The following is a 26064-nucleotide window of genomic DNA, read 5'->3' on the forward strand; positions in this document are numbered from 1 at the left end:
TTTTTATATATGCTAGCAGTCAGAAAACACATTGCCTCCTTTCCTATATGTAAAGTGATCTTTATAATTGGCGCCTTTCTATTAGGCACTTTTTGGTATAATGTCTATTGGCCATCATTCCCTTGGTTTACAAGATATATACAATATATACACACGCAAAAGTATAAGCGGGCTACCTTTGCAGAAAAGATAGCCGCTATTGACTTTAAAGTAGGAAAGTGGAATACCCCCATAGAGCTATTAAAATCAAAAGACTTTCAAGCAATTTACGAGCATCCTACCTGTTATTACCAATCAGCGCAATACTTTTTAGCCCATCCTTGCTATACCCATAACCAAAAAAAGATCGTTGCGCATGCCTTATTTTATTTGCCCACATCTTTTTATAAGGATTGGTTCAATACCTGTTTGCAGCTTTATAAAAAAGGCAAAATAGATAAAGTACTTTTATCGATTATTCAATCTTATACTGATCTACAACCGACTGCTATTCAATCAGATCAGTCCAGTTTATACTACCTTCCAAAACCTCAAAGGAGATCAGTGGAGCAAACTATTGATAATAGCCTGCTAGCAGCAATAGATCACTATAGGAAAAGTAGAGACCGATGGGGTGTTCCATTCAGTTATGCTGGCTATTGGGACATATATGGCTACCCTGACTACTATTCGGATTACTCTAATTATTGCGCTATATATACCCACCCTGATCATTATATAGAAGCACTAGCTGACTATTTGGTGCGTCACAATAAATGCAATAGTGCGCTGCCTGAAGATGATAGTATCTCTAAGGAGCATGCTATCATTCGCATCAAACCACATCTATCTCCTTCTGGCTATGCGCAATGGGTAGCCATCTGCTGGAATTATTATACAAAAGGATTAATATCTTGCATGCAACTATATAGTATGGTGGTGTGTGACAATTATATGCGGGAAAGGTGTCAGATAGGTGTCACACACCCTTATGTAGTTAAATATTATAAAGATCCTACTCTACAGCATATTGTAGGTGCAATCCAACGAGATCCAAGATTACCTGCTGCTATTAGAATAGAGCTTATTCATTTAACCAGTGGTTTTTCCAAATGGCGAAACAGAACCAATTCTGAAATCATTGCCCTAACAGGTGACAGACCTTTTTTCTTTCATGAAGATTTACATGGAATCTATATTCCCATTAGTAGATGATTAAACAAAATAAAATGATTGATTACAATAGTAAAGAAGAAAAACGATTAAATCATCCAGTTATCAAATCTATTAGGTATGCTATCCTAGGCTCCTTTTTATTTGGGCTTGGTCGTGTGACCGAGTGATGGGTAATCCCTCCTATAGAATATAAATTTATCAAACAAAAGTTAGCTGCTATCAACCAATCTACGCCCTGGCCACAGCGGCTTTCTCTAGAAGAAAAACTTACTTTGATTTTACAAGAGGTAGGCCACTTTAAAAGAATATCACAATTATTTAAGTCTAAGGATTTCGCCATAATGTACCGGTATCCTAAAAGCTATCTTCCCTATGTACTGAAACTTTTAAAAAATCCTGCTGTAAAATCTGGGCTTAAAGCTATAGCCATTTATGCTATGGAACAATTAGAAGTAGCAGATTATTTAAACTTACTCAACAGTGCATGGGAAAGTTACCAAAAAAAAGAGCTAGATAGAGAACTGTTGGAACCTATTTTATATTACGAATTAGCTGGAGACCACCCTATCGTCAAACATTATGCTGATCCTAATGTATCCCATCTATTAGAGACCATATGGCACGCAAGCAATGGTGCCAGTAAAACGCAATTAGGTAAAATAATATCAGGAGAAATATGGAAATTATGGCAGCAAAAAAAGGTAGGTGCTAGCTTTCAATGGGGTAAAAAACCTTTCCCTTTTATAGCGACCCTAGATAAAGTTTTATCAAAAGTTAAGGCAGGCTTTACCAAAGATTCAGAAAATGGGGAAGGTGTATTATGGTGTGAACCATTTATGTTGTTCTATGAACATCCTACCTATTACGTAGAAGATGCTCATGCCTTTTTAAACCAATCTATAGAGGATTATCACTATAGAAAGAAATATAGAGGTTGTGCTACCTTTGGCATGGCATTGGGTATTGTGATGAATGCTTTTAGAAAACTGGACCGTGAAGCCTTCTTGCAATTATTCTATCAAATGACTAAGTTACATATACCTCATAAAAGCGGTTACTGTAAGATGGGTACTTGTTACCCAGCATTTTCACTTACCGGTGGTAAATTGGTAGAGGAACGGTTCCCAACTATCTATGATACCCTATTGCTTAAGCCTTTTCCTGTCTATGCTAGTGGCAATATATTCACTAAAGGAATGTGGTGTGATATGGATGGCAAGGGACTTCCCTTTGATGGACTCCCCCTCATTTTATATAGGCCAATAGCATACTATCATGATTATCTATTAAAAGACATAGAGGAGCTACAAACATTGTATGGCATTCCTGCTTATTCAAAAGAAAGACCTTTCATTTCTTTTACCTATTTTGATCACCCTTCATCAGGGTAAACGCACACACTATTTTCATCTTGCGCTCTACTTTTACAAAGCTCCAGCGCTGCTTTGGCTGCTTCTTCTAATGCCGCTCCTATGGCTGGGTCTAGATAGGTATGGGCTATTGGCACATCTATAGCCAGGGTTTCCCGCGCCATATGGGCTACTTCTGGTAGGTAGGCATAACCTGCTGCATGGCGCAGGTCATAGAGTCGTTCAGCTAGTTTGATAAAGAGTACAGAAAGCTGTATGTGCTCTTCTCTAATCGCTTCTTTCAATCGGTTCTGCACATAGAGCAAAGAAGGATGGTCTAAGTCTTGGCGTTTATCTACCCCTATCACATTCAACACAAAAGCATAAACCCCTAAATTATAATGTTTTTTGATATAAGAAAGCGGTAAGCAGGTATGGCGCACCAGTTCATAGAGCAAAGCAGCATAGACTACTTTAGGCGCGTGTACAACCCATTTTACCACCAATTCGGCAATGCCTACCGCACGTACATAAAACAATTGACCGGAAGCATGCTGCTTAAAACCAAAGTATTGCCGCAACAATAAAAGCAATCCAGAAATAGCCCCTATATCAATAGGATCTGATCCATGAGAAGATTTGCAGACATAGTCATGGAATTGCATCAACACCATCATCGAGTCGGCTTGCTCTTTAGGCGTAACAGGCGCCGCTGAGGTTAAGCAATCCAACGGTAGTTTCGCGGTCATTTTATCACGAATGGCTGTAACATCAGTAGGGAGGACCAATAAGATCGCCTGTTCCGTACCATCAACCGGGTATGTTACATAGCCATAGTGGGCACGCACCATACTGGATATCGTGTCTTGCTGTAGATCTATCGATGGTGGCATTTCTTTTTTCCCCTGAGGCTCCATAACATGCATCAGATCATGATAGAGCGCTTCTACTAGAGGAAAGTCTTTAGGGGGAAGCGCAGATTGGCCTATTGCGAAAGCAATCGCTTGGAAAAGCATACTAGGAGGCGTGCTACCATCAATCGCATCTGCTTGTTCAAATTGCAAAGAGGTCTTGTGCAGTTGTATACGAACAATTGGTGCACTAGGGCTATCTAACTTACCGCCCACACGTAAAACGGCCTGAGCCAACATGTAGACTACCTGATGGATATCACATACCATATAAGAAGAGGGCACCCCACTAGGGACCTTTATTTTTTCTACCAATAGCCTAGGTGGATCAGCTGCCTCTTGCGATAAAGCAAACTCTACCTTACGGATCAGCTTATCTAAAGTAATTTTAGTAGGCTGCAAGAGTGCATGATCCTTAGCCTTTTCTTTTCGAGTAAAAAAGCTCACCCAATCATAAAGCTTATGGATAATACCTTGAAAATCTTGCTTATATAAGGGCATATTGCCATCTAAAAAAGAAATAGATTGCTCCATTTTATGGATAACCTGAGCTAAAATAGAACTATTCCCCTTAGCTAAAGCACCAGCCGTGGAAAACATGGCTGAATCATAGAGGGATGCTTTTAGTGCACGGGATGCGTTAAGCTTTTCTCTACCCTTAAGGTAGATAACTTGATCCAAGTAACGCTTGTTCTTAGCTTTTAGGTAAACAAAAATGCCAAAAATAAATAATCCTAATCCCAAACAAAGCAGCAGCAGCAACGCCACACCTGATGGCGATAGCACCAACGTGAGTGACTGGGTAGCATAAACAGCGCTAAGATAGATGGCCATAACTAGGGTAACCCCTAAAAAAGCTACACCAAGATATAAAGGAAGTACCAGCAAAGTGACCACCAAATGGGCCAAAGACAAGCCTAGGGTTAAGAAAAGATTGGTGCCATGCCACCAGTGCCAAAGCACATTAATAGGAAAGCAAAAAGATAAACCGACCACCCAAAATAGACCCGCTAACCAAGTTGGAATGGTTTTTATCTTTTCTGAGACAAATGTGCTATACCCCAAAAAGCAGCTCCCTATCAAAAGTTGAGCGATAAGCCAACAACCATGGTCGGCAATAGAGGCTACGCAATAAGTCAGCAAATTACTGATGAGTAGATAGCATCCCACATATATCAGCATAGCATGGCTAGGCTGCAGCTTAGCAAAAGTATCTTTTATATGCAGCAATCCATTTTTAATCGCTTCTTTGCGGGCGTGCCTCTTACGCGCATGCGCTTGTTGCATTTGTATAAACGCATGATCGGGTCCAACCCATCCTTTACCTTCTGGTTGTTTGAATAGATAGTGTGCAACCATCATGGCCAGACCATTGGCCAACATAGCAACAAAAGAACCATCTATACCAGTTACTGATTTAACCCATTCATTCCAAGCTAAAATAGCTAATACACCCGTAACCATACCCATTAACGCCGTGCGAGCAGTACCCCGAAAACCAAAAATAGCCAAAAGAAAAGGAGCAGTTATGATGGGTATAGAGAGATCAAAAATGATTATAATTAAGCCTAGTAAATCATTACAACAAAAGGCCAAAATCATAGCCAATAAGCCTACAACCAGCGCAACCGTTTTAGCAAGCAAGAGCTGACGCGTATAAGAAATGTCTTTTACACCTCGTATACTTTCCAGTATATCATGGCTAACCATAACGGCACAGGTATTCAATTTAGAATCAGCTGTGGACATAGTCATAGCCAATAGAGCGATAGAAATAAACCCTTTAAAAAAAGAGGGCACATTAGCCATTATATAACTCCAAATTTTTTCTACCGGCAACATGGGTTCCTTCACAAAAACAAATAGGCCAATTAAAAGGATCAAAGTCTGTATAAATAGACGAAAAAAGCTAGCGTACAAGAAGACTTTTTTAGCTTGAATAGGGTCAGCAGACATGTATACCCTTTGAATAGTTGTAGGTTCCACATAAGATACTACAGCAGATAGAATCAGTGCAACCATAGCCACAAGCTTCGTATCAAAATGAAATACCGTACTGAATTGAAAATTTTCATGACTTTGTAAAAAAGGGATAATTTCTGTAGAAGGCTTATCTAGCTTGTGAAAAATAAATAAACCCAAAAGAGGTATGATCATAGTAAAGGTTATAAACTGTACTACATCAGTAAAGGTAACGGCACGAATACCCCCAAACATCGCATAGAAAATAAGGATTAAAGTAGAGCATATAGTTACTATCCTGGGATCAATCGAGTCTACACACATACCAATGGCCATAGACATTACATTAATTTGAATGGTAACATTGGCAATAGATGCGCAAATACTGGCTAGCGCTACAATAATCCTTGGGTACTTACCATATACTTTACCTATCGTCTCTGGCATAGAGATATGCTGCATAAATGGGCTCATACGCACAGCAAGTAGGCTAATAACCCAAAAATCAAAGGCCATACAAAGTGAGAATACGATCCAGTAAAGACCAAGATTCGAAACCTGCTGTACAGTACGCACCAGCCCTCCACCTCCATACGTAGTAGCCAATAACGTAGCTACCAAGGTAGCGGTAGCAAATTGTTTATTCCCTATTGCATATTCGCGCAATGTGGTTACCTTTTTGTTAAAACTACAATAAACACCTACCACCAAGGTTACCAACAAAAAAGCAGCCACTATAAATAGTGGAGTATTAAAGTATATCATAAAGCAAAGGATTATAAACCTAAAAAATACCAATACAAGAAAATGGTAAGGATTTTTAGCTAGAAATCAAAAAAAGGAGATGGACTTTAAAATGTATTTATAAAATAATATCAAAGGGATCGGTTATGCAAGGGGTCTAATCATGGACAAAACTTTACAAAATATATCTAAGCAATTTTTAGATACAACCTACTAATTATCTTGTTCTTTAGCTTTACTTTTACAGAGCGCTAGTGCTGCTTTGGCAGCTTCTTCTAATGCCGCTCCTATGGCTGGGTCTAGATAGGTATGGGCTATTGGCACATCTATAGCCAGGGTTTCCCGCGCCATATGGGCTACTTCTGGTAGATAGGCATAACCTGCTGCATGGCGCAGGTCATAGAGTCGTTCGGCTAGTTTGATAAAGAGTACAGAAAGCTGTACATGCTCTTCTTTAATCGCTTCTTTCAATCGGTTCTGCACATAGAGCAAAGAAGGATGGTCTAAGTCTTGGCGTTTATCTACCCCTATCACATTCAACACAAAGGCATAAACCCCTAAATTATAATGTTCTTTGATATAAGAAAGCGGCAAACAGGTATGGCGCACCAGTTCATAGAGCAAAGCAGCATAAACTACTTTAGGCGAGTGAAAGACCCATTCCAAGACCAATTCGGCAATGCCTACCGCACGTACATAAAACAATTGACTGGAAGCATGCCGCTTAAAACCAAAGTGTTGCCGCAACAATAAAAGCAATCCGGAAATAGCCCCTATATCAATAGGATCTGATCCATGAGAAGATTTGCAGACATAGTCATGGAATTGCATCAACACCATCATCGAGTCGGCTTGCTCTTCAGGCGTAACAGGCGCTTCTGCGCTTAAGCAGTCTAGCGGTAGTTTCACGGTCATTTTATCACGAATAGCTGTGACATCAGTAGGGAGGACCAATAATACCGCCTTTTCCGTACCATCAACCGGGTATGTTATATATATATAGCCATAGTGGGCACGCACCATACTGGATATGGTATCCTGCTGTAGGTCTATCGATGGTGGCATTTCTTTTTTTTCCTGAGGGTCTATAACATGCATGAAATCATGGTAGAGCGTTTTTACTAAAGGCAAGTCTTTAGCAGCAAGCGTAGACTGGCCTATTACGAAAGCAATCGCCTGGAAACGCATACTAGGAGGCGTGCTACCATCAATCGCATCTGCTTGTTCAAATTGCAAAGAGGTCTTGTGCAGTTGTATACGAACAATTGGTGCACTAGGGCTATCTAACTTACCGCCCACACGTAAAACGGCCTGAGCTAACATGTAGACTACCTGATGGATATCACACACCATATAAGAAGAGGGTGCCCCACTAGGGCCATCTATTTTTTCTACCAATAGCCTAGGTGGATCGAATACCTCCTGCAATAGCGCAAACTCTATTTCATGAACCAATTGATCCAAAGTAATTTGGATAGGCTGCAAAAGTGCATGGTCTTTGGCTTTTTCTTTTCGGGTGAAAAAGCTCACCTAATCATAAAGCTTATGGATAATACCTTGAAAATCTTGCTTATATAGGGGCATATTGCTGTCCAAAAAGGAGATAGACTGCTCAACTTTATGCACTGCTTGCGCTAAAATAGAACCATTGCCTTTACATTCCGTGCCAGAGGTGGAGACCATTGCCAAATCATAGAGAGAGGACTTGAACTGACGGGATGTGCTAACCGCTTCTCTACCCTTTAGGTAGGTTACTTGGCGTAGGTAACGGTTGTTCTTCGTTTTAAGGTAAACAAAAATACCAAAAATAATTAGGCTTAAGCCCAAAAAGAACAACAACAATAACGCAATAGTTGAGGGTGCTAAGACAAATGTTTTAGTACAATAGACAGAGCTAAGACAGATGGCGATGCATAGAGTAGCCATTAAAAAACTGACACCGAGGTATAAAGGCAGTACGAGTAAGGTTACTACCAAATGAGACAAAGATATGCCTAAGGTTAAAGCAAGATTGGTGGCATGGGACCAATGCCACAGGACATTAATCGGCAGGCAAAAGGCCAACCCCATTACCCAAAATAGACCAACCAGCCAACCTATACTAGATTCGACCTTTGCTGATACAAAGGTGCTATACCCTAACAAACCAGCACCTACTAAAAGTTGCAGTGTAAGCCAACAATCATGATCTGAAATAGAGGCTACAAAATAAATCAGTAAATTGCTGATGAGTACATAAAACCCCACACCCGTTAGCGTAGCACGACTGGGTTGAAACCTATGCAAGGTCTGCTTGATATCTAGCAAACTATTTTTAATCGCTTCTTTTTGAGCAGCCCTCTTACGGGCACGCGCTTGTTGCATTTGTATAAAGGTATGGTCGGGCCCCACCCATCCTGCACCTTCTGGTTGTTTAAATAGATAGTGGGCAGCTAGCATAGCCAAGCCATTGGCCAACATAGCCACAAAAGAACCATCTATACCTGTTGGTGGCTGAACCCATTCGTTCCAGCCTAAAATGGTTAGTACCCCTGTAGCCATACCGATTAAAGCGGTTTGGGGGGTACCGCGAAAGCCAAAAACAGCTAAAATAAAGGGGGCAGCTAGTATAGGAACCTTGCAGTTAAGAGACCAATACATTAACTTTAACAAATCTTTACATCTAAAAGTTAGCAACATAGCCGATAGCCCTACGGTTAACGTCGTCCATCTGGCTATTTTAAGTTGGCACTGATCAATATTTTGGGTTGTCTTTTCTGTTCCATTTTCTATTGATTTTATAAAGTTCTTGACAAGATCATGACTCACCATAACGGCACACGCATTTAAACAAGAATCAGCTGTAGACATCGCCATAGCAAGTAAGCTAACTGCAACAAATCCTTTAAAGAAAACGGGAATATGAGCGGTTATATAATCCCAAATTCCCACTTTTGATAACCCTGGCGCTCCTACAAAAGTAAATACAGCAATTAAAATTATAAAAAACTGAATAATAACAGCAAAAGTAGCAGCGTACGAAAAAACCTTTTGGGCCTGCATAGGACCAGAAGCCATATAGACTCGCTGCATAAGAGCGGGATCTACTATATTACTGGGTATATCACCCAGTAACAATAGTACTATACTGGCTAGGTGGGTCTTAGAAAAGAATAATTGTCTAGCTGAAACTTAGTATGGCTCTGTAGTGCAGGAACAATTGAAGAAACTGGCTTACCTATCTTTACAAAGATAAACCAACAAAGTAGAGGAATAATAATGGAAAAAGTCACAAACTGTATTATATCTGTAAAAGTCACAGCACAGACACCTCCAAAGGTAGAATAAAAAATAAGCAATAAGGTACAAAGAATAGGTATTACATAGGGGTTAGCTAAAGTCACACATATGCCAATAGCCTGGGACATTATGATGATTTGAGAAGTAATTACAATAATCGTACGACAAATACCAACAAATACAGTCATAACTCTTGGATACTTACCATACATATCACCCATTGTTTCTGCTATAGAAATATGATGCATAAATGGGCCCATACGTAAAGATAACTTGCTGATCGTCCAAATACCTATAGGAACTAAGAGCAAAATGACTATAAACCACAAGCCAAGGTCATATACACATTCTACATTACGTATTAATCCTCCTCCTTCAAAAAAAGTAGCCAATACCGTAGCCACTAAAGTAGCGGTAGTAAATTGTTTATTCCCTATTGCATATTCTCGAAAGGTGGTCCCTTTTCTAGAAAAGTAAATACCTATAACTAAGGTTAATACTAAAAAAGCAACTATTATAAATAGGGGGATGCTCAAGCAGATCATAATATTAAAAATAGTTATATGAATAGTACAGATTGTATGGTAAGGATTCCCAAGTAAAAATCAAAAGTAGCCTTTGATGCAACGCATCAGCTAGATGCATAGCGAACCCAACCTACCCCTTTCGGTTGTTTGAATAGATAGTGTGCGGCCATCATAGCCAATCCATTGGCTAACATACAAACAAATAAAAGAACCATTTATTCCCGTTACAGGTTCAACCCATTTATTCCAAGCTAAAATGGCTAAAACACCTGTGGCCATACCGATTAAAGCGGTACGGGAACTGCCTCGAAAACCAAAAATAGCCAATAAAGCTGGGGCAGTGATTACTGGAATAGAAAAGGAAAAACCTAGCATCAACAGTGCTAAGAGATCATCACAATAAAAGGCCAAAAACATACTAGATAAGCCCACGACGAGTGTGGTCGATCTAGCTATTTTAAGTTTATAGACATCAGCCATTTCTTTTTGTATGGTGCCTAAAATATCATGGCTAACCATCACAGAGCAAGCATTTAAACAAGAATCAGCGGTAGACATCGCCATAGCAAGTAAGCTAACACAAACCACACCTTTAAAAGTAGGTGAAACATTAGTGATTATATAACACCAAATATCTTCAATTGGTAGCGCTTCCCCTCCTCCTACAAAAACAAATAGGCCAATCAGACGGATAAAACTAGAAATCACAACACTTAACAAACAGACATATAAAAAAACTTTTTTTGCTTGAGTAGGTCCAGAAGACATATAGACTCTTTGCATAATTTCAGGCGTCCCCATATCAGGAACCATAATACATAAAATCATCGCAACCCTACTCAGTAGTTTCGTATCAAAATGGAGTAAACTACTCAATTGAAATTTTTCTTGCGTTTGTAGAAAGGCAACTACCTCTATAACGGATCTACCTGTTTTTTTTAACATCAACCAAGCCAAAAATGGAATTACTATAGTAAAAGTCAAAAACTGGAAGATATCTGTAATGGTAACTGCACGAACGCCTCCAAAAGTATCATAGAAAATAAGGATTAAGGCAGCAAAAATGGTAACCACCCGGGCATTAACCAAATCTAGGTCGACACAAATGCTAATTGCTTGGACCATGGCGATAATTTGTATGGTAATACTGACGATAGACCTAGCAATACCAAACAGAGCCGTAATAATCCTTGGGCACTTACCATAGACATTACCCATCATTTCTGCAATAGAAAGGCTTTGCATAAATGGCCCCATACGGCCCATCAACCGGCTAAAAAGCCATATACTGAAACTATTCACAAATAGAAAAAGGATCCAATAAAGGCCAAGCTTATGCACATACTGTACATTACGTATCAGCCCTCCTCCACCATAGTAAGTAGCCAACACCGTAGCCACCAAAGTAGCGGTAGTAAATTGCTTATGCCCTACTGCATATTCCCGAAAGGTGGCCTTTCCTGATCTAAAGGATCCTATTATCGCGCTAGATATAGAGGAACACAAAGGAGCTGATTATAGATTGGTTCAACGTGTTACAGAAGAAAGTGTTCGGTACCTCAGGGATAAAGCAAATAGAACACCTTATATTTATACCAGAACATCCTTCTGGGATGCCTATGTATCCGATACGCCCGATATCGTTGCACAATGTCCGCTATGGATAGCTAGATGGCGTGACCATCCACCCTTACCAAACGAGTTGCCAAAGGGCTGGGCTAGCTGGAAAATATGGCAGTATTCTGATCAAGGAACGGTTCCAGGTATTAGAGGTCCAGTAGATCTGAATAGGATGGCCACAACATAGTCCCATTTTTCTTTTCCGGGCTATTTTTTTAAATTGTGGAGCATACATTGAGCGGAAAGTTGCTAACCTATATTTCACTTTATTTTTTTTGTCATGCCCAATCCATTACCACCTTCCACTTCTGCTGCGCATAAATGGGCGAGTAGCCATTTACAAGTCGCTACGCAAGTGGTACATGCTGGCGTGAACCCAGAACCCTATACCGGTGCAATGCTTACCCCTATTTTTCAATCATCCGTATTTGTACAGGAATCCATTGAAAACTACCTCGAAAAGGGACATTCCTATTCTGGATCAAGAAACCCTACTGTTGCAGTGCTTGAAGCAAAAATCGCTGCTTTGGAAAAAGCAGAAGTGGCCTATTGTTTTGGTTCGGGAATGGCGGCTATTGTGACTACTATGGCAACCTTTTTACGCCATGGGGACCATTGCATACTCTCTAATGGTTGTTACGCCACTACACAAGAAGTAGCCCGTGACCTTTTTGGGCAACTTGGCGTAACTTTTTCTTTTGTAGACTTTACCGATTTAGCCGAGATAGAAGCAGCGATACAATCCAATACGAAGTTACTTTTTTCCGAATATCCGACCAATCCAACACTTGCTTTAACCGATTTGGCTGCGGTTAGTGCGCTAGCCCATCAAATAGGTGCCAGACACGTTTGTGATAGTACATTGGCCTCGCCTATGGTGATTTGTCCATTAACATTTGGTGCAGATATCGTCATCCAATCTACCACCAAATACTATGATGGACATAATATGACTATTGGTGGCGCAGTTGCTTGTGCATCTGCAAAAGATGGCCCTCAAATTTTTACCTATAGAAATAGGCATGGGAGTATCATGAGCCCTATGGTTGCTTTTTTTACCTTGCAATCCATTAAGACCATGCATTTACGTATACGCGCACAATCTGAAAATGCGGCACAAATTGCAAGATTTTTAGAAGAACACCCTAAAGTAGAAAAAGTGGGTTATCCAGGATTGGGTAGTTTTCCGCAAAAACCATTGGCAGATAGGCAACATAATAATGGACTTCATGGTGGTATGTTATACTTTATACTGAAAGGAGGAGCCGATGCAAGCAGCCAATTTATGAAGACACTGCATCGTCCATGGAGTTTTGGAGCCAATTTAGGGGGTGTGGAAAGCTTGATTTCTTATCCCGTTGTAATGTCCAATGGAACAATGGATTCCATACAACTGCAAGCCATTGGCATAAGCGATGGCTTTGTACGCGTCTCTTGTGGGATTGAAGCTATACAAGATCTTATTGATGCACTTGAAGCAACCTTTAATGGCTGCTAAAGCTTACATTAAGCTAGATCGGTTTTATTTTGTTGGATATTGATAGCCAAGCTTTATCTGCTCCTTTGGTTGTGGCAATAGATAGCGCGCAGCCACCATAGCTAGGCAATTGGCTACCATACTAGGAAAAGCACCATTGATATCTGTAATCGGCTCCACCCATTTATTCCAACTCCAAATGGCCAATATACCTGTAACCATACCGACCAAAGCAGTTCGGGAAGTACCTCGAAACCCCAAAACAGCTAAAATAAAAGGCGCCGTTGCTATAGGTATAAAACAATCAAAATACAATTTACATAGCTCCATTAAATCATTACAGTAGACGCTAAGCAATAGCGCAACCATGCCCATCAGTAACGCTGTTAGCTTAGCCAGCCGGATGTGATAACGATAAGGAATTTCTTTTTGCCCCATCATACCTTCTATGATATCATGACTAAACATAAGAGAAGAAGTACTTAAATAGGTATCCGCTACAGAGATCGCTACAGCAAGTAGGCTGATGGCAACAAAGCCCTTTAAAATAGGGGGCATATCTGTTATGATATAGCTCCATATTTCTGCTAAAGACAATTGGGGAGCAACTGCAAGGACAACCATACCAAATACTAGAATAAAAAGCTTCATAATAACTCCAAAAATACCCGTATAGAAGAAGACGCTACGCGCCTGAAAGTGATCAGAAGACATATACACTTTCTGCATCATCAAAGGCTGTATACAAGCAACCTGATTAGCTAAAAATAAGGATATGATGGACAGGGCATTAAAGTCCGAATGGCATAGGCTACTCAAATGAATTTTTTCTTGACTATCAAACAATCTTACAAAGAGCTCTAATGGTGACTGATCAATACGGGTAAATATCCAACAAGACAAAATTAAAGGAGTAATTAAAAAAGCAGCGAGTTGCGCAAGATTGGTTAGACTAAAAACACGCATCCGCCCAATAACCGTATAGGAAGCAAGGAGCAAAATGGTTAAAAAAGTAATGATATTTGGTTCAACCCAGTCTAAACAGATACTGATTGCCAAAGAGATGATATGTATTTGAATGGCAACAACCACAATAGAGCAGCAAATATTGGATAATGATGTAAGGACCATCGGATATCTGCCATACATGCGTTTTATGGTTTCCGACATAGATAGGTTATGCATAAAAGGGGCCATACGTAGTGCCAAGGAACTGACCATCCAGAAAGGCATACAACTACTTAAAAACTCGAAAATGATCCAAGGGAGGCCAAGGTTATGGACCTGCTGTACCGTACGTACTATTAATCCACTTTCTAAAAAAGTAAATAATAGAATATAGACCAAGAGAGGAGTTTCATGCCGCTTAGTGCTTACCACATAGTCTCGAAATGTAGTGGGAGTGATGGAAAAATAGGATAGAAAAAGCCATTCAAGCAATAAAAAAACCACCACCATGAAAATGGGGATATACAAGGATGTCATAAAAAAGTAAATTTTTGCTGTATCAAAATTGATTTTAGGTATTTTGGATGATAAAAACAAATGGTTGAGGGATTTACATCACACATAAGCTATACTAAAGTGCACATATACTAGCATATACTAAACAAAGATGATCCAATATTTTGGTTATATTTACCTAGATATATATTCATGCAAAAGTAAAAAGTTAAATGCCACAAACTACTGTTCATAAACTGGACCAAACATTATTGCTTATATTAAACCAATGGAACCATCCAGGGATGGACCTTTTTTTTAAACTGATAACTAGTACTTTTTTTTGGACACCGCTCTATAGCTTGCTTCTATTTTTGATTAGAAAAGCATTGGGTTGGAAGGGTGTGGTCTTCTTCGCATTAACGATTGTTATTTCAGATCAAATTTCTGCTACATGGCTCAAGCCACTTTTTGCAAGATATCGGCCCTGCTATCTTATTTCCCAGCTACATCTTATAGGTAGCCATACAGGCCTCTATGGTTTTCCATCATCTCATGCGGCCAACACCTATGCCTTTGCGATGCTTTTTTGGCGAATCTTTAAAAATAGATACAGATTCAGTGGCTTATTTTTTATCTGGGCTACTATTGTTTCCTACGGTCGAATATATGGCGGGGTACACTACCCATTAGATGTTTTGGCAGGTGCTATAGTAGGGTGCTGCGTAGGGATATTCATGCATCATATCTATCAAAAAAGTAATAACCTAAATAGCTTACCAAAATGGCCAAGAAAAGGGTACCTAAAATAGGTTCAATTTTCCACAAAATACCGACACATTTACCTACTTATACACAATTAACTAAAGGTAAACCGCCTAAGCATAACCATACCAACATTTATACCAAATCTATAACCAAAGTTATGAACCATAAGGTTATCCACTTTTTATAAACATAACCTGCTTCTTATCTATTTTAGTAGGATACTATACTAAAATCCATTGGACTGCGCATTACATTAACTTTATACAAGAAAACCAATCTATATAAACAGAAATAAATAAAGTTGCATAGATATAATTTATAAACGATAAGAACCATGTATATAAGCCAGATGAGCCTTAGAAATACAACCACTTAGCAATAAAACTACCTTAAAATCAACTATATTTGATATAATTTACCTTCAATATTACTAGCAAAATTACAAATTAACTTTTACCATCGAGAATACCTGTGGATAAATAGAATATTCTAGTAGAAGTTATACACAGTTCTATGTGTAGCCTATACTTTTCCACAAATCCACCAAGTAATAAGGATAAGTTTTTTGATTTATATCAAATTACTTATAATAGATCTCTTATGGATGTGGATAAAAAATAAAGAGTGCCTACGGCATCTTGAACAATTCCTTATGATGGATCATTTTTTCTCTAGAGATATAGTAGACCTTATAGGATCGGATAAGGCGCAGCTGTTTAAGGATGAATTGGGTATACATACCTATGAGGATCTTTTAAAACATTATCCCTTTCGGTATGAAGATCGGGGCAACCAATCTACTATTGCGGCATTAACCCCTACTACGCCTGGTGTACAATTGTGCGGGTATATTAAAAAACTCCAAAGCATAGAGAAAGGAAAAAAAAGATTGGTAGCACTATTTGAAGACGATACGGGGCAATTGGAACTGGTATGGTTTCATAACTTTGCTTGGGTTATAAAGAAAATCAAGGCCAATGTACGCTACCGTGTTTGGGGCAAGCCTGTTTTTTTAGCGCAGGGCCAAAAGCAATTGATTCATCCAGAGCTCTATCCTTTATATGGCCACCAAACGCAAAAAAGCCAATTGATACCTGTATACCACAGTACAGAAAAATTAAAACGCAATCAACTAGATGCCAAAGGAATTGCGTTTGTGCAAAAAAAGGTACTGAGTCAGCTTAAGACCACTGTAGAGGAAACCCTACCAGAATATGTATTGAGGCGTTACGAACTTTCCCCTTTAAGGGAGGTCTTTCAAAACATTCATTTCCCAGGTGATGAAACCCTACTCAAACAAGCCCAAAGGAGGCTTAAGTTTGAAGAATTATTCTACATTCAACTAAAATTGCTTAAGGCAAGGCAAGTGCGTGTAGAAAGACAAAATGGTAAAGTTTTTAATAATGTATCCTTATTAAATACGTTTTACCATAACCATTTGCCTTTTCATTTGACAGCTGATCAAAAGAAAACCATTAAAGAGATCTATCGCGACTTAGGTTCTGGTAAGCAGATGAATAGGCTTTTACAAGGTGATGTCGGGAGCGGAAAGACGATTGTTGCTTTTCTTGCCATGTTGGTGGTAATAGCCAGTAATGCACAAGTAGCCATTATGGCACCTACTGAAATTTTGGCTAAGCAGCATTTTGAACGTTTTCTTCTTTTTGCACAGCCATTGCATTTAAATATTACTTTGCTGACAGGAAGTACTAAAAGAAAAGAGCGGGAGCATATTTTATACCGACTTAAAGTAGGCATACTAAACATTATAGTGGGCACACATGCTTTGCTGAGTGATGATGTCTCGTTTAACGAACTGGGTTTTTTTATCATAGATGAGCAGCACCGCTTCGGTGTAGCACAACGTGCGGGTCTGTTAACTAAAAATCAAGTGTATGCCCCTCATATACTCATTATGACTGCTACACCCATTCCAAGAACCTTAGCCATGACGTTTTATGGTGACTTGGACCTTTCTACTATTTACGAGTTACCGTCAGGAAGACAACCTATTAAGACCCAACATTACTATGAAAACTTTCGGTTAAAGGTTTTTCAGTTTATAAGGGAGCAAATTCTATTGGGCAGACAGGTATATATTGTTTATCCGCTTATTGAAGCTTCTGCTGCACTGGATTACAGTGACCTAATGGCTGGTTATGCCTCTATTGTTAGGGCTTTTCCTGGTATGCCTGTTGGCATCGTCCATGGTAAGATGGATGGTGCCTCTAAAGATATAGAAATGAAGCGTTTTGAAAAAAATGAAACACGTATTTTGGTTACTACAACCGTTATAGAGGTGGGGGTGAATATACCCAATGCAACCGTTATGGTTATAGAAAGTGCGGAGCGATTTGGGTTGTCTCAATTGCACCAGTTGCGTGGAAGGGTTGGCCGTAGTAGTGCACAATCTTACTGTATTTTAATGACCGATTATCGTTTAAATAAAACAGGAAAAGAACGGATTGAAACCATGGTAAGAACAAATAATGGATTTGAAATAGCAGAGTTGGATCTTAAACTTCGTGGTCCAGGAGATTTAATGGGGCTGCAGCAAAGTGGTGCGCTAAACTTAAAAATAGCTGATTTAGCTAAAGATGCTGCTATTTTAGAAGCAGCACGTAGGTTGGCTAAAGATATTATGCAACAAGACCCGGAATTTCAGCATCCTGCTAACTTGCCAATTTATAGAGAATATGCTAGATTACTTGCTGCAGCTGGGGGTTGGAATAGAATAGGGTAGGAGGAATCCCATGTAATGTTCTTTAGTTTGCTAAACCTAATTTAGCTATTATGTTAACATATAAAAAGTTTGTAGAAAGATTTAGCCACATTCGGTTGCTACATCAGGTAGAAGCACTCTTAGGCTGGGACCAGCAAACCTATATGCCTGCTGGCGCTATTGATATTCGTGCCAAACAACTTGCTTATATCGCTGGCTTAGCCCATAAAGAAGCGACTAGCAGCAGCTATCGCGATGCGTTAGAGGCAATGATTGATATCGAAACAGAAAAAATTAAGCTAGAAGGATTGCCTCTGGTGGCACAATCTAATCTCAAGCAATGGTGCAGGGATTTTAAACGGTCTACCAAACTCCCTGAAGATTTTATTACAACCTACTATGCTATTACCACTACCGCAACAGAGGTCTGGAAAAAGGCTAAACAGACGGCTGATTTTGCCTTATTCAGTCCATGGCTTGAAAAGGTTGTAGCGCTTAATCGAGAAAAAGCTAGCTTATTAGGCTATATAGATAGCCCTTACGATGCCCTTATTGATTTGTATGAACCCGGTGTAACCGCTTCTACTTTATCCACACTTTTTGCGGACTTAAAGGGTTTCTTATGTGACATTGTACGCAAAACAGATGGAAAAGCTAGCCCCTATAGCAGCTATTTTAAAACTTCTTTTTCAGAAGCATCGCAAATGGCCTTTAACCAATTCCTCCTGGAGGCCATGGGCATTAATCGTCAAAATAGTAGGTTAGATTATGCAGTACATCCTTTTTGTTCTGGTATAGATCCTTCTGATGTAAGGCTTACGACTAATTTAGACTGTGGATTACTACAAAATATTTTTGCTGTTTTACATGAAGGGGGCCATGCATTGTATGAGTTGGGTCTTCCTAAAGAAGAATGGGCTACGCCTGCTGGTCAAGCTGCTTCTATAGGATTACATGAAAGCCAATCCAGATGGTGGGAAGTAATGATAGGCAAGTCTTTGCCTTTTTGGTCTTATATATACCCTAAGTTTCAAAGCCAATTCCCTCATTTTAACGAGCTATCTCTTACTGATTTTTACAGACACATCAATCATGTGCAAGCTTCTTATATCCGCATTTATGCCGATGAAGTAACCTATCCATTGCATGTGATCCTTAGATTTGAACTAGAAAAACAACTTATAGAGGGCACCATTCAGGTATCAGATCTTCCACAACTCTGGAATGCGGGTATGCAAGAGTTGTTAGGTATTACACCTAAGCATGATGCAGAAGGCTGTTTACAAGATGTTCATTGGTCTTCAGGGTATTTTGGTTATTTTCCTATGCATTGGGTACGCTTTATGCAGCGCAATATTTTACCGCTTTTGCCCAATCTTTTCCAGACTGGGAAACAAAAATAACGAGTGGTTCACTTGCTTTTATAAATAGTTGGTTGCAGGAGCATATTCATCAGTTTGGCAGAATGTATAACGCCGAGGAAAGCATGAATAGGGTTACAGGCCATCCGTTGTCTGTAGCGCCTTATAAAGATTATATTACAAGGAAGTATAGCAATCTGGTTGGTTTATAACCAATGGCACCAATTTTAAGTCAATATATTAAAGGTAGTACTGGTATAGACCCTGATCGATTTGGACGATTCGATGAATACTATTCATACATTATTTCAGGAAAAAAACAGAGAATCTTAAAGAAGAGCCTAAAATCTATAGCAAAAAGGGGTAGGCGCATCATCCTTTAAATCAACTAAAAAGCGCAAAACACATCTCTTTTAGCAATGAAAGAAAACACCTATAAACCCATTAAAAAACGAACCCTATTTGGTCAGTTGGAAAAGCGATTGTGTTTAAACGGCATCTCTTTAGACACCCCCTACTACCTATCTCGTTTGTTTTATCTTTTCTTTTTGGGGTTGCTTTATATTTGGAATGCACATTATCATGAAAAAATGTTACATAAAATCCATCAACTCCAGCCCGTTGTAGATGGCCTACGCGTAAAGCATATGCGCTTGCAGTCCACTTATATGTTTGATAGCAAACAATCAGAAGTGGCTAAAAAAGTTGCCCTCTTAGCCATTTATGAAAGCAAAGTCCCCCCTTATATCATCAAAGCTGGTAAATAAAGTGACCTTTACTAAAGAAATTTTACTGCGTGCCAGAATAATTTTTCTTTCTGCTCTATTTTTTGTAGCCCTTATTACATGGAAAATCATCCACTTACAATTTGTAGAAGTAGATAAATGGCGCAACTGTGCCAAAGCAGCGCAACTGACCTATAAACCTATTTTAGCATCCCGAGGCAATATTTATGCCCATGATGGTGCTTTATTGGCTACTTCCCTCCATTTTTATACCGTTGCTTTAGACCCTACTGTAGCCTCAGATGAGGCCTTTAGAACAGGCATTGATCCACTCAGTCAAGCATTGTCTGATTTTTATAAAGATCACCCTCCTGCATACTATAAGAAACGGATTGTACATGCCCGTGCTAAAAAACAAAGATACCTGTTGTTGCATACAGGCCATATCACCTATGAAGAAAAGAAAAAAATGAGCTGTTGGCCCATTTTTAACCAAGGTAGGTTCAAGGGAGGCGTGATTTTTGAAGCGCAATACAAACGCTACAACCCCTTTAAAGAATTGGCTAGGCGAACCATTGGTATCCATAGAGCAACACATGGATCTGGGTTAGAATATTCCTTTAACGAAACTTTAAAAGGGGTGGATGGTAAAGCACTATACCAAAAAGTCGTTGGGGGCAATTGGAAAAAAGTTCCAGAAAGCAACATGTTTCCTCCTGTACACGGATCTGACTTGGTGACTACACTAGATATTAACTTGCAGGATGTAACCCAAAGTAGTTTGTTGGCTGTTCTTGAGCAAACCAATGCCCAAAATGGTTGCGCCATTGTAATGGAAGTGGCTACTGGTGCCATTAAAGCAATGGCTAATTTATCTCGTATGGAGTCTGGGCAATATATAGAAGCATATAACTATGCCATTGGCAACCAGGGCACCGTTGAACCAGGCTCTATTTTTAAACTGGCCTCTATGTTGGCTTTATTGGAGGAAACAGAGTGGCCACTTACCAAACCTATAGATACTGGAAATGGGATGGTGCAATTTTACAATAGATGGATGAAGGATGTAAAAAAAGGAGGGTATGGACTGCTGAACTTACAGGAAGTATTTGAGAAATCCTCTAATGTCGGCATCTCTATGGCCATTCAAGAAACATTTGGTGCAAATCCTCAAAGGTTTATTGACTATATTGAACGATTGGGCATGCATCAGCCCTTAGCCATTGAATTAGCTGGAGAGGGTAAGCCTTATATGATCACGCCCAAAAGCAAAATGTGGAGTGGTGTGACACTCCCGTGGCTCTCTATTGGGTACAACTTACAGATTACCCCCCTTCAGATATTGGTGCTATACAATGCAGTGGCCAATAATGGTAAAATGGTTAAGCCTATGTTTGTACAACATATACAATCAACGCATCGGATCAGTTTTCCAACTACCATTTTACAAGAAAAGATCTGCTCAGATGCAACTTTGCGTAAACTAAAGCTAATGTTAGAAGGTACGGTAGAGAGAGGGCTTGCACAACGGATTAAACATGGGTTTTACAAAATAGCTGGTAAAACAGGCACCGCCCAAAAGTTGGTAGGTGGAAGGTATACAGACCATCACCTTACCTCATTTGCTGGTTATTTTCCAGCAGATCATCCACGTTATAGTTGTATTATTGTGGTAGATAGCCCACAAGGAGAAAGCTTTCGATTTGGTTCAGAAGTGCCTGCACCTATATTTAAAGATATTGTGGATAGAATAGCTGGAAAAGATTTGTATGCAAGAAAACCCATTAATGGATCAGTAGGTGTGCATCCCACCACCCTTTCTAACGTCGGTTATACCAACGAGTTAAATTTTTTGTATCAATGCTTTCAGCTTCCTATACCTAAAAACTTCAGTCTAGAAGAGCAGTGGGGCAGTCTGAAAATCAATGCTGAAGGAGGAAGCTTTGAGCCATTCAAACGCCAATCTTCAAAGGAAATACCCCATGTGTTAGGTATGAAACTACGTGATGCACTCTTTTTACTAGAGCGAAATGGTTTAAAGGTTACGGTAGAGGGAAACATACATGGGGTGGTTTCCACACAATCTAAAGCTATTTCTAACGAAGTGACCATTTTATTAAAGTGATGATGCACAGTCTTACACAACTTCTAGTAGGCGTCCCTGTAAAAAAGATATTGGGTCCAACAGATATAGCTATAGAAACCCTTTGTTTTGATAGCCGTAAAGCAGTAACCCATTCTTGTTTTGTCGCCCTAAATGGCAGCCAATTCGATGGCCATAACTATATAGCTATGGCTATAGCAGCAGGTAGTAGTGCGGTTGTATGTGCCCGTTTGCCTCAGTCTCTTGAGCCCACTGTAACCTATATAGTGGTTGCCTCTACCCCTAGTGCACTAGGGATGATGGCTGCCAACTTTTATGACCACCCTAGCAAAAAACTGAAAGTAGTAGCCGTTACCGGTACCAATGGTAAAACGACTGTTGTACATCTCCTGTATAATATGGTTATGAAGATGGGTTATAAAGCAGGCATGTTTTCTACCATATGCAATAAAGTTTTAGACCAAACCTATCCAGCTAGCCATACCACCCCAGATGCATTGCAGCTGCAGTCCACTTTACATCTTATGGTAGCAGCCGGTTGCAGCTACTGCTTTATGGAAGCAAGTTCCCATGCCATCGTTCAAGAACGGTTAGCAGGTATCGTTTTTACAGGTGCTGTATTTACCAATATCACCCATGAGCACTTAGACTACCATCTTGATTTTGCAAGTTATATTCAAGCTAAAAAAAAACTTTTTGATGGCTTGCCTGCTACCGCCTTTGCCCTTATGAACCAGCAAGATAGAAATAGTTCCATTCTGCTGCAGCATTGTAAGGCTAAAAAGTTTACTTTTTCACTTCAAGACACTGCGGACTTTCGAGCAAAAATAGTGACCAATACATTGTATGGGTTAGAGTTGGACCTTTTTCAGAACGCCATTGCTAATGGCCTAGCCATAAACCACCAATCGGTTTGGTTCCAGCTAATCGGTGCATTCAATGCCAGCAACCTATTGGCTGCTTATGGCGCCGCTCAGTTATTGGGCTTGAATAGCCTGGAAAGTTTGGTAGCGCTTTCAGCCATCCCCCCTATTCTAGGCAGAATGAACCGCCTTCATCATATAAAATCCAAACAAGTTGTAATCGATTACGCCCATACACCAGATGCCATTCAAAAAGTAATCGCTACCTTGCATTCCATGCTTCCTGCGTACAGTAGACTCATTACCATTATGGGTTGTGGCGGCAACCGTGATCAAGAAAAGCGCGTTATGATTGGCCAGATTCTGGCTAAAAATAGTGATATGGCTATATTCACCAGTGATAATCCAAGAGATGAAGACCCACAGAAAATTATACATGCCATGCAGCAAGGTGTCTATGCATCAGACCTTTCAAAGGTGCTCCATATAGCAGATAGAGCGATGGCTATTAAAACCGCCTGTTTGCTTGCGCATGCAAATGATCTTATTTTAATAGCAGGAAAGGGCCATCAATATTATGAAGAAATTAATGGTGTGCAACACTACTTCTGTGAAGCGCAAATTGTTCAAGATAGCTTAAGTGATAGATAAAAACCCATCCTTCTGGCTATACAACCTCTGGTTACACTGCTCAATGTATTTTTTTAAATACTTGTTTTTATAATAAAATTTTTGTAGTATTAAAATTGTTTTATAAATATGAAAAATGAGAAAAATCAATACTTATTACCGCCGTTCTATTGCTTGGACCAATTTATTAACCATATCGCTTGGATGTAGCCACCATTCAGAAAATCATATGACTGCTATTCGATCTCTGATGCAAAACGTAAGGGGTACGTTCTCTAGTATAGATTTGTATGTCCCTGATGATGGCTTAGAAGCCATCATCAATATTTTATTAGAAAAGTTACAGGAATGCTGTCGGTTCATTGATGACAAAAGAAACGACTGTAGCATTGGTAACATTATGGAAATGAATAGCGAACTTCAGTGTAAGCGGTATATAAAACGCCATTATAATCTGATGCCATATAACGATATGAGTGATGTGTATTGTAAACGAATCTCCAAAGAGCGCATCCAAGACTTCGGAGATTTAAAAACTTTATGTGCTTCTGTTCCGCTTCGGAATCTAGCGTGTTTGAGCCTTTGGGAAAAAGATTTTTCTGAACAATTCAAAAAATCTCTAAAAAATTCCCCTCAGGTTTTACATTACTTCTATAACAATCTTTTACCTTATTGGGCTGAAATTGTTCAACTTTTGATATTCCACGCGCTTAATACTAGTATTGCGCAAGGAAAAATACTCCTTAGTGATGCTGAACAAAAATATAAAGAAGTTTGTGAAACCATTAAAGCTATTTATAGTTCAAGCTATATTGCAAATCTTAAAAAGTGTTGCCGCGCGCAATTCGAAAAGGCTATTGAATATGGTTCCCGGAAGCATGGCTATGGTTGTATAGAAATCATTGAACAATTAAAAAAGAATACGCAAAAGCTGAAGCAATATACTTTGCAGCCCATTGAAGATGTCTATACTGCACTGACTACCTTAGTCGATAAGATCAAATATAAAGATGAGCCTAAGCTGAAAGAGAAGATCGCCGACAGTCTTAAAATGTTTTATAACATAGCGTATAGTTTTGGTATAATCGATCTAATAGCTAACCTGCACCTTCTCTTATCCGTTTATAACCCTAATATGGAGTGTGGTGAGGAGCAAGTAGAAAGGTGTTTAAAAAAATTAAGCGCATTAGCAAAGCCATTGCTTACCGTTAAGCGCTCCCTTATTGAGTTTATTACGGGTATGCATACTGGTTTTGATCAAGTCAGCAACGAGGTTAGCCAACTGATTTCCCCTCTTAGGCATTTGCTTGCACAAGCAGAAAATCAGCCATAGGAATCGTTCCATATGGCAATTTTTGATTAGGTATTTTTTGTGTGTATTTATGAAGCAGATAATTTATATCTATTAATTCCCATAAAAATGAGTTTTGGAGAGCGATTGGTCTTAGTTAGAAAAAGAAAAAAGTTGTCTCAATTAGATTATTCCATTTCCTGAAATAATCTGATATGAATGCGTATAAATTACCAATTGGAGTGAGTAACCTTCATAAGTTGGTATCTAACTCCTAGACGACCTAAAGGTAAAAAATCTATGATCTCCAAGAAGATGGAACTATAACCGTATCCGAGAGTTATCAAAAAGGCGTAGATCCAAAGGCAAGTTGGACTAAAAAAGGTCATAATTTTTATTATGGCTATAAACGCCGTATCCTTGTAGAAAGTAAAGAGGGTTTGGTATTAGCAGTCAGTACTACAACCATCTAGTAATGATAGTGGTCATTTACAGGGCTTATTAGATAAAGTAAAGCTAAAAGCAGGTAGTAGGTTATATGCAGATAAGGGCTATAGCGGGTTGCCCAATGAAAACTTGCTAAAAAAAGAAACTTAAAATCAGCTATTCAGAAAAAAGCTACTAGAAATCATCCCTTATCACCTATTGCAACGGTCTCAATGCGTTGGTTACAATCCTGAGGATATGCTGCTTTCGTAATAAGCATCTACAAGCGGATTATGATCATAGCTGCTCGCCACAGCAAGCGCATCACAGCGCTCATTCTCATAGTGACCAGCATGGCCTTTAACCCAACAAAAACGCACAAAGTGTTTTTGATAGACTATCCAAAAACGCTTCCATAAATCAGGATTTTTTTTATGCTTAAAATCTATTTTGATCCAATTTTTAAGCCATCCTTTTTCTATTGCATGGATTACATATTTGGAATCAGAGTGGATGGTAACCGTTTGCCCCATTTGTTTTAGCGTTTCTAGGCCTATGATCACCGCCAATAGTTCCATTCGATTATTGGTTGTTTTTCTATAGCCTTGAGATAGCTCTTTCGTATACCCATTGTGCTTTAAAATAATCCCATATCCACCTGGTCCTGGATTACCTCTAGCCGACCCATCTGTGTAGATATCAATCAT

At 39.3% G+C, this 26064-nt stretch carries 18 protein-coding genes and 2 pseudogenes; 13 read left to right on the forward strand and 7 right to left on the reverse strand.

Annotated features, from left to right (window positions below; all coding sequences use genetic code 11):
* Window positions 1-9 precede the first annotated feature (9 nt).
* Together ACOALF_RS01555 and ACOALF_RS01560 are read left to right on the forward strand one after the other, a co-directional pair.
* A complete protein-coding gene (locus ACOALF_RS01555; protein ID WP_419241694.1) occupies window positions 10-1194 on the forward strand; it encodes a hypothetical protein in 1185 nt (394 codons plus the stop codon).
* Window positions 1195-1496: 302 nt separating this feature from the next.
* Window positions 1497-2546 (forward strand): hypothetical protein, encoded by a 1050-nt coding sequence (locus ACOALF_RS01560; RefSeq protein WP_419241695.1) that lies wholly within the window; start codon window positions 1497-1499, stop codon window positions 2544-2546.
* Here ACOALF_RS01560 and ACOALF_RS01565 read toward each other — a convergent pair.
* From ACOALF_RS01565 to ACOALF_RS01585, 5 genes are all read right to left on the reverse strand, one after another.
* Window positions 2528-6142 carry a sodium:solute symporter family transporter gene (locus tag ACOALF_RS01565; protein ID WP_419241696.1) on the reverse strand — a complete coding sequence of 1205 codons (3615 nt, stop codon included), beginning with the start codon at window positions 6140-6142 and terminating at the stop codon, window positions 2528-2530. The genes ACOALF_RS01560 and ACOALF_RS01565 overlap by 19 nt on opposite strands.
* Before the next feature lie 192 nt (window positions 6143-6334).
* Complete coding sequence (locus ACOALF_RS01570; RefSeq protein ID WP_419241697.1) at window positions 6335-7651, reverse strand: HD domain-containing protein; 1317 nt, start codon at window positions 7649-7651, stop codon at window positions 6335-6337.
* On the reverse strand, window positions 7652-9193 hold the full coding sequence (locus ACOALF_RS01575; protein WP_419241698.1) for a sodium:solute symporter family transporter: 1542 nt from the start codon (window positions 9191-9193) through the stop codon (window positions 7652-7654). It lies immediately after the preceding gene.
* 59 nt (window positions 9194-9252) lie between these two features.
* Window positions 9253-9945 carry a hypothetical protein gene (locus ACOALF_RS01580; RefSeq protein ID WP_419241699.1) on the reverse strand — a complete coding sequence of 231 codons (693 nt, stop codon included), beginning with the start codon at window positions 9943-9945 and terminating at the stop codon, window positions 9253-9255.
* Between the two features lie 90 nt (window positions 9946-10035).
* Entirely contained in the window at window positions 10036-11328 is a 1293-nt protein-coding gene (locus tag ACOALF_RS01585) for a sodium:solute symporter family protein (RefSeq protein WP_419241902.1), read from the reverse strand.
* Window positions 11329-11377: 49 nt separating this feature from the next.
* On the opposite strand from ACOALF_RS01585, the gene ACOALF_RS01590 reads away from it, so the two are divergent.
* Both ACOALF_RS01590 and ACOALF_RS01595 read left to right on the forward strand, forming a co-directional pair.
* Window positions 11378-11734, forward strand: a complete 357-nt coding sequence (locus ACOALF_RS01590) for a GH25 family lysozyme (RefSeq protein ID WP_419241700.1) — start codon at window positions 11378-11380, stop codon at window positions 11732-11734.
* 93 nt (window positions 11735-11827) lie between these two features.
* Entirely contained in the window at window positions 11828-13045 is a 1218-nt protein-coding gene (locus ACOALF_RS01595; RefSeq protein WP_419241701.1) for a trans-sulfuration enzyme family protein, read from the forward strand.
* A 24-nt stretch (window positions 13046-13069) separates the two neighbouring features.
* Here the strand turns inward: ACOALF_RS01595 and ACOALF_RS01600 are convergent, their stop codons facing one another.
* Window positions 13070-14509, reverse strand: coding sequence for a sodium:solute symporter family transporter (locus ACOALF_RS01600; protein ID WP_419241702.1), 1440 nt, complete (start codon window positions 14507-14509; stop codon window positions 13070-13072).
* A gap of 191 nt (window positions 14510-14700) precedes the next feature.
* Between ACOALF_RS01600 and ACOALF_RS01605 the strand changes: the two genes are divergently transcribed.
* The 9 genes and pseudogenes from ACOALF_RS01605 to ACOALF_RS01645 all read left to right on the forward strand — a co-directional run.
* Window positions 14701-15279, forward strand: a complete 579-nt coding sequence (locus tag ACOALF_RS01605; RefSeq protein ID WP_419241703.1) for a phosphatase PAP2 family protein — start codon at window positions 14701-14703, stop codon at window positions 15277-15279.
* 611 nt (window positions 15280-15890) lie between these two features.
* Window positions 15891-17978, forward strand: coding sequence for an ATP-dependent DNA helicase RecG (gene recG, locus ACOALF_RS01610; RefSeq protein WP_419241903.1), 2088 nt, complete (start codon window positions 15891-15893; stop codon window positions 17976-17978).
* Window positions 17979-18028: 50 nt separating this feature from the next.
* Window positions 18029-19530, forward strand: a pseudogene (locus tag ACOALF_RS01615) (carboxypeptidase M32).
* Window positions 19531-19533: 3 nt separating this feature from the next.
* Window positions 19534-19701, forward strand: a complete 168-nt coding sequence (locus ACOALF_RS01620; protein WP_419241704.1) for a hypothetical protein — start codon at window positions 19534-19536, stop codon at window positions 19699-19701.
* 36 nt (window positions 19702-19737) lie between these two features.
* Window positions 19738-20085: an FtsL-like putative cell division protein gene (locus tag ACOALF_RS01625; protein WP_419241705.1), complete on the forward strand. Its 348-nt coding sequence runs from the start codon at window positions 19738-19740 to the stop codon at window positions 20083-20085.
* 1 nt (window position 20086) lies between these two features.
* Window positions 20087-22168, forward strand: coding sequence for a penicillin-binding transpeptidase domain-containing protein (locus ACOALF_RS01630; RefSeq protein WP_419241706.1), 2082 nt, complete (start codon window positions 20087-20089; stop codon window positions 22166-22168).
* The gene (locus ACOALF_RS01635; RefSeq protein ID WP_419241707.1) at window positions 22168-23661 is read left to right on the forward strand and encodes a UDP-N-acetylmuramoyl-L-alanyl-D-glutamate--2,6-diaminopimelate ligase; all 1494 of its coding nucleotides are present in this window, start codon (window positions 22168-22170) and stop codon (window positions 23659-23661) included. The genes ACOALF_RS01630 and ACOALF_RS01635 overlap by 1 nt, the downstream gene beginning before the upstream one ends.
* Window positions 23662-23776: 115 nt before the next feature.
* Entirely contained in the window at window positions 23777-24973 is a 1197-nt protein-coding gene (locus ACOALF_RS01640) for a hypothetical protein (protein ID WP_419241708.1), read from the forward strand.
* 228 nt (window positions 24974-25201) lie between these two features.
* Window positions 25202-25581, forward strand: a pseudogene (locus ACOALF_RS01645) (transposase); the annotation flags it as partial.
* A gap of 18 nt (window positions 25582-25599) precedes the next feature.
* Here ACOALF_RS01645 and rnhA read toward each other — a convergent pair.
* A complete protein-coding gene (gene rnhA, locus ACOALF_RS01650) occupies window positions 25600-26064 on the reverse strand; it encodes a ribonuclease HI (RefSeq protein ID WP_419241709.1) in 465 nt (154 codons plus the stop codon).

The organism is Cardinium endosymbiont of Nabis limbatus (assembly GCF_965196625.1).
Classification (GTDB): domain Bacteria; phylum Bacteroidota; class Bacteroidia; order Cytophagales; family Amoebophilaceae; genus Cardinium.

Bases quoted from the DNA above. Each gene is read 5' to 3' on its own strand.
- ACOALF_RS01555 (WP_419241694.1), top strand. From the start codon at position 10: ATGCTAGCAGTCAGAAAACACATTGCCTCCTTTCCTATATGTAAAGTG.
- ACOALF_RS01560 (WP_419241695.1), top strand. From the start codon at position 1,497: ATGTACCGGTATCCTAAAAGCTATCTTCCCTATGTACTGAAACTTTTA.
- ACOALF_RS01565 (WP_419241696.1), bottom strand. From the start codon at position 6,142: ATGATATACTTTAATACTCCACTATTTATAGTGGCTGCTTTTTTGTTG.
- ACOALF_RS01575 (WP_419241698.1), bottom strand. From the start codon at position 9,193: ATGCAGCGAGTCTATATGGCTTCTGGTCCTATGCAGGCCCAAAAGGTT.
- ACOALF_RS01580 (WP_419241699.1), bottom strand. From the start codon at position 9,945: ATGATCTGCTTGAGCATCCCCCTATTTATAATAGTTGCTTTTTTAGTA.
- ACOALF_RS01595 (WP_419241701.1), top strand. From the start codon at position 11,828: ATGCCCAATCCATTACCACCTTCCACTTCTGCTGCGCATAAATGGGCG.
- ACOALF_RS01600 (WP_419241702.1), bottom strand. From the start codon at position 14,509: ATGACATCCTTGTATATCCCCATTTTCATGGTGGTGGTTTTTTTATTG.
- ACOALF_RS01605 (WP_419241703.1), top strand. From the start codon at position 14,701: ATGCCACAAACTACTGTTCATAAACTGGACCAAACATTATTGCTTATA.
- recG (WP_419241903.1), top strand. From the start codon at position 15,891: ATGGATCATTTTTTCTCTAGAGATATAGTAGACCTTATAGGATCGGAT.
- ACOALF_RS01620 (WP_419241704.1), top strand. From the start codon at position 19,534: ATGGCACCAATTTTAAGTCAATATATTAAAGGTAGTACTGGTATAGAC.
- ACOALF_RS01625 (WP_419241705.1), top strand. From the start codon at position 19,738: ATGAAAGAAAACACCTATAAACCCATTAAAAAACGAACCCTATTTGGT.
- ACOALF_RS01635 (WP_419241707.1), top strand. From the start codon at position 22,168: ATGATGCACAGTCTTACACAACTTCTAGTAGGCGTCCCTGTAAAAAAG.
- ACOALF_RS01640 (WP_419241708.1), top strand. From the start codon at position 23,777: ATGAGAAAAATCAATACTTATTACCGCCGTTCTATTGCTTGGACCAAT.
- rnhA (WP_419241709.1), bottom strand. From the start codon at position 26,064: ATGATTGATATCTACACAGATGGGTCGGCTAGAGGTAATCCAGGACCA.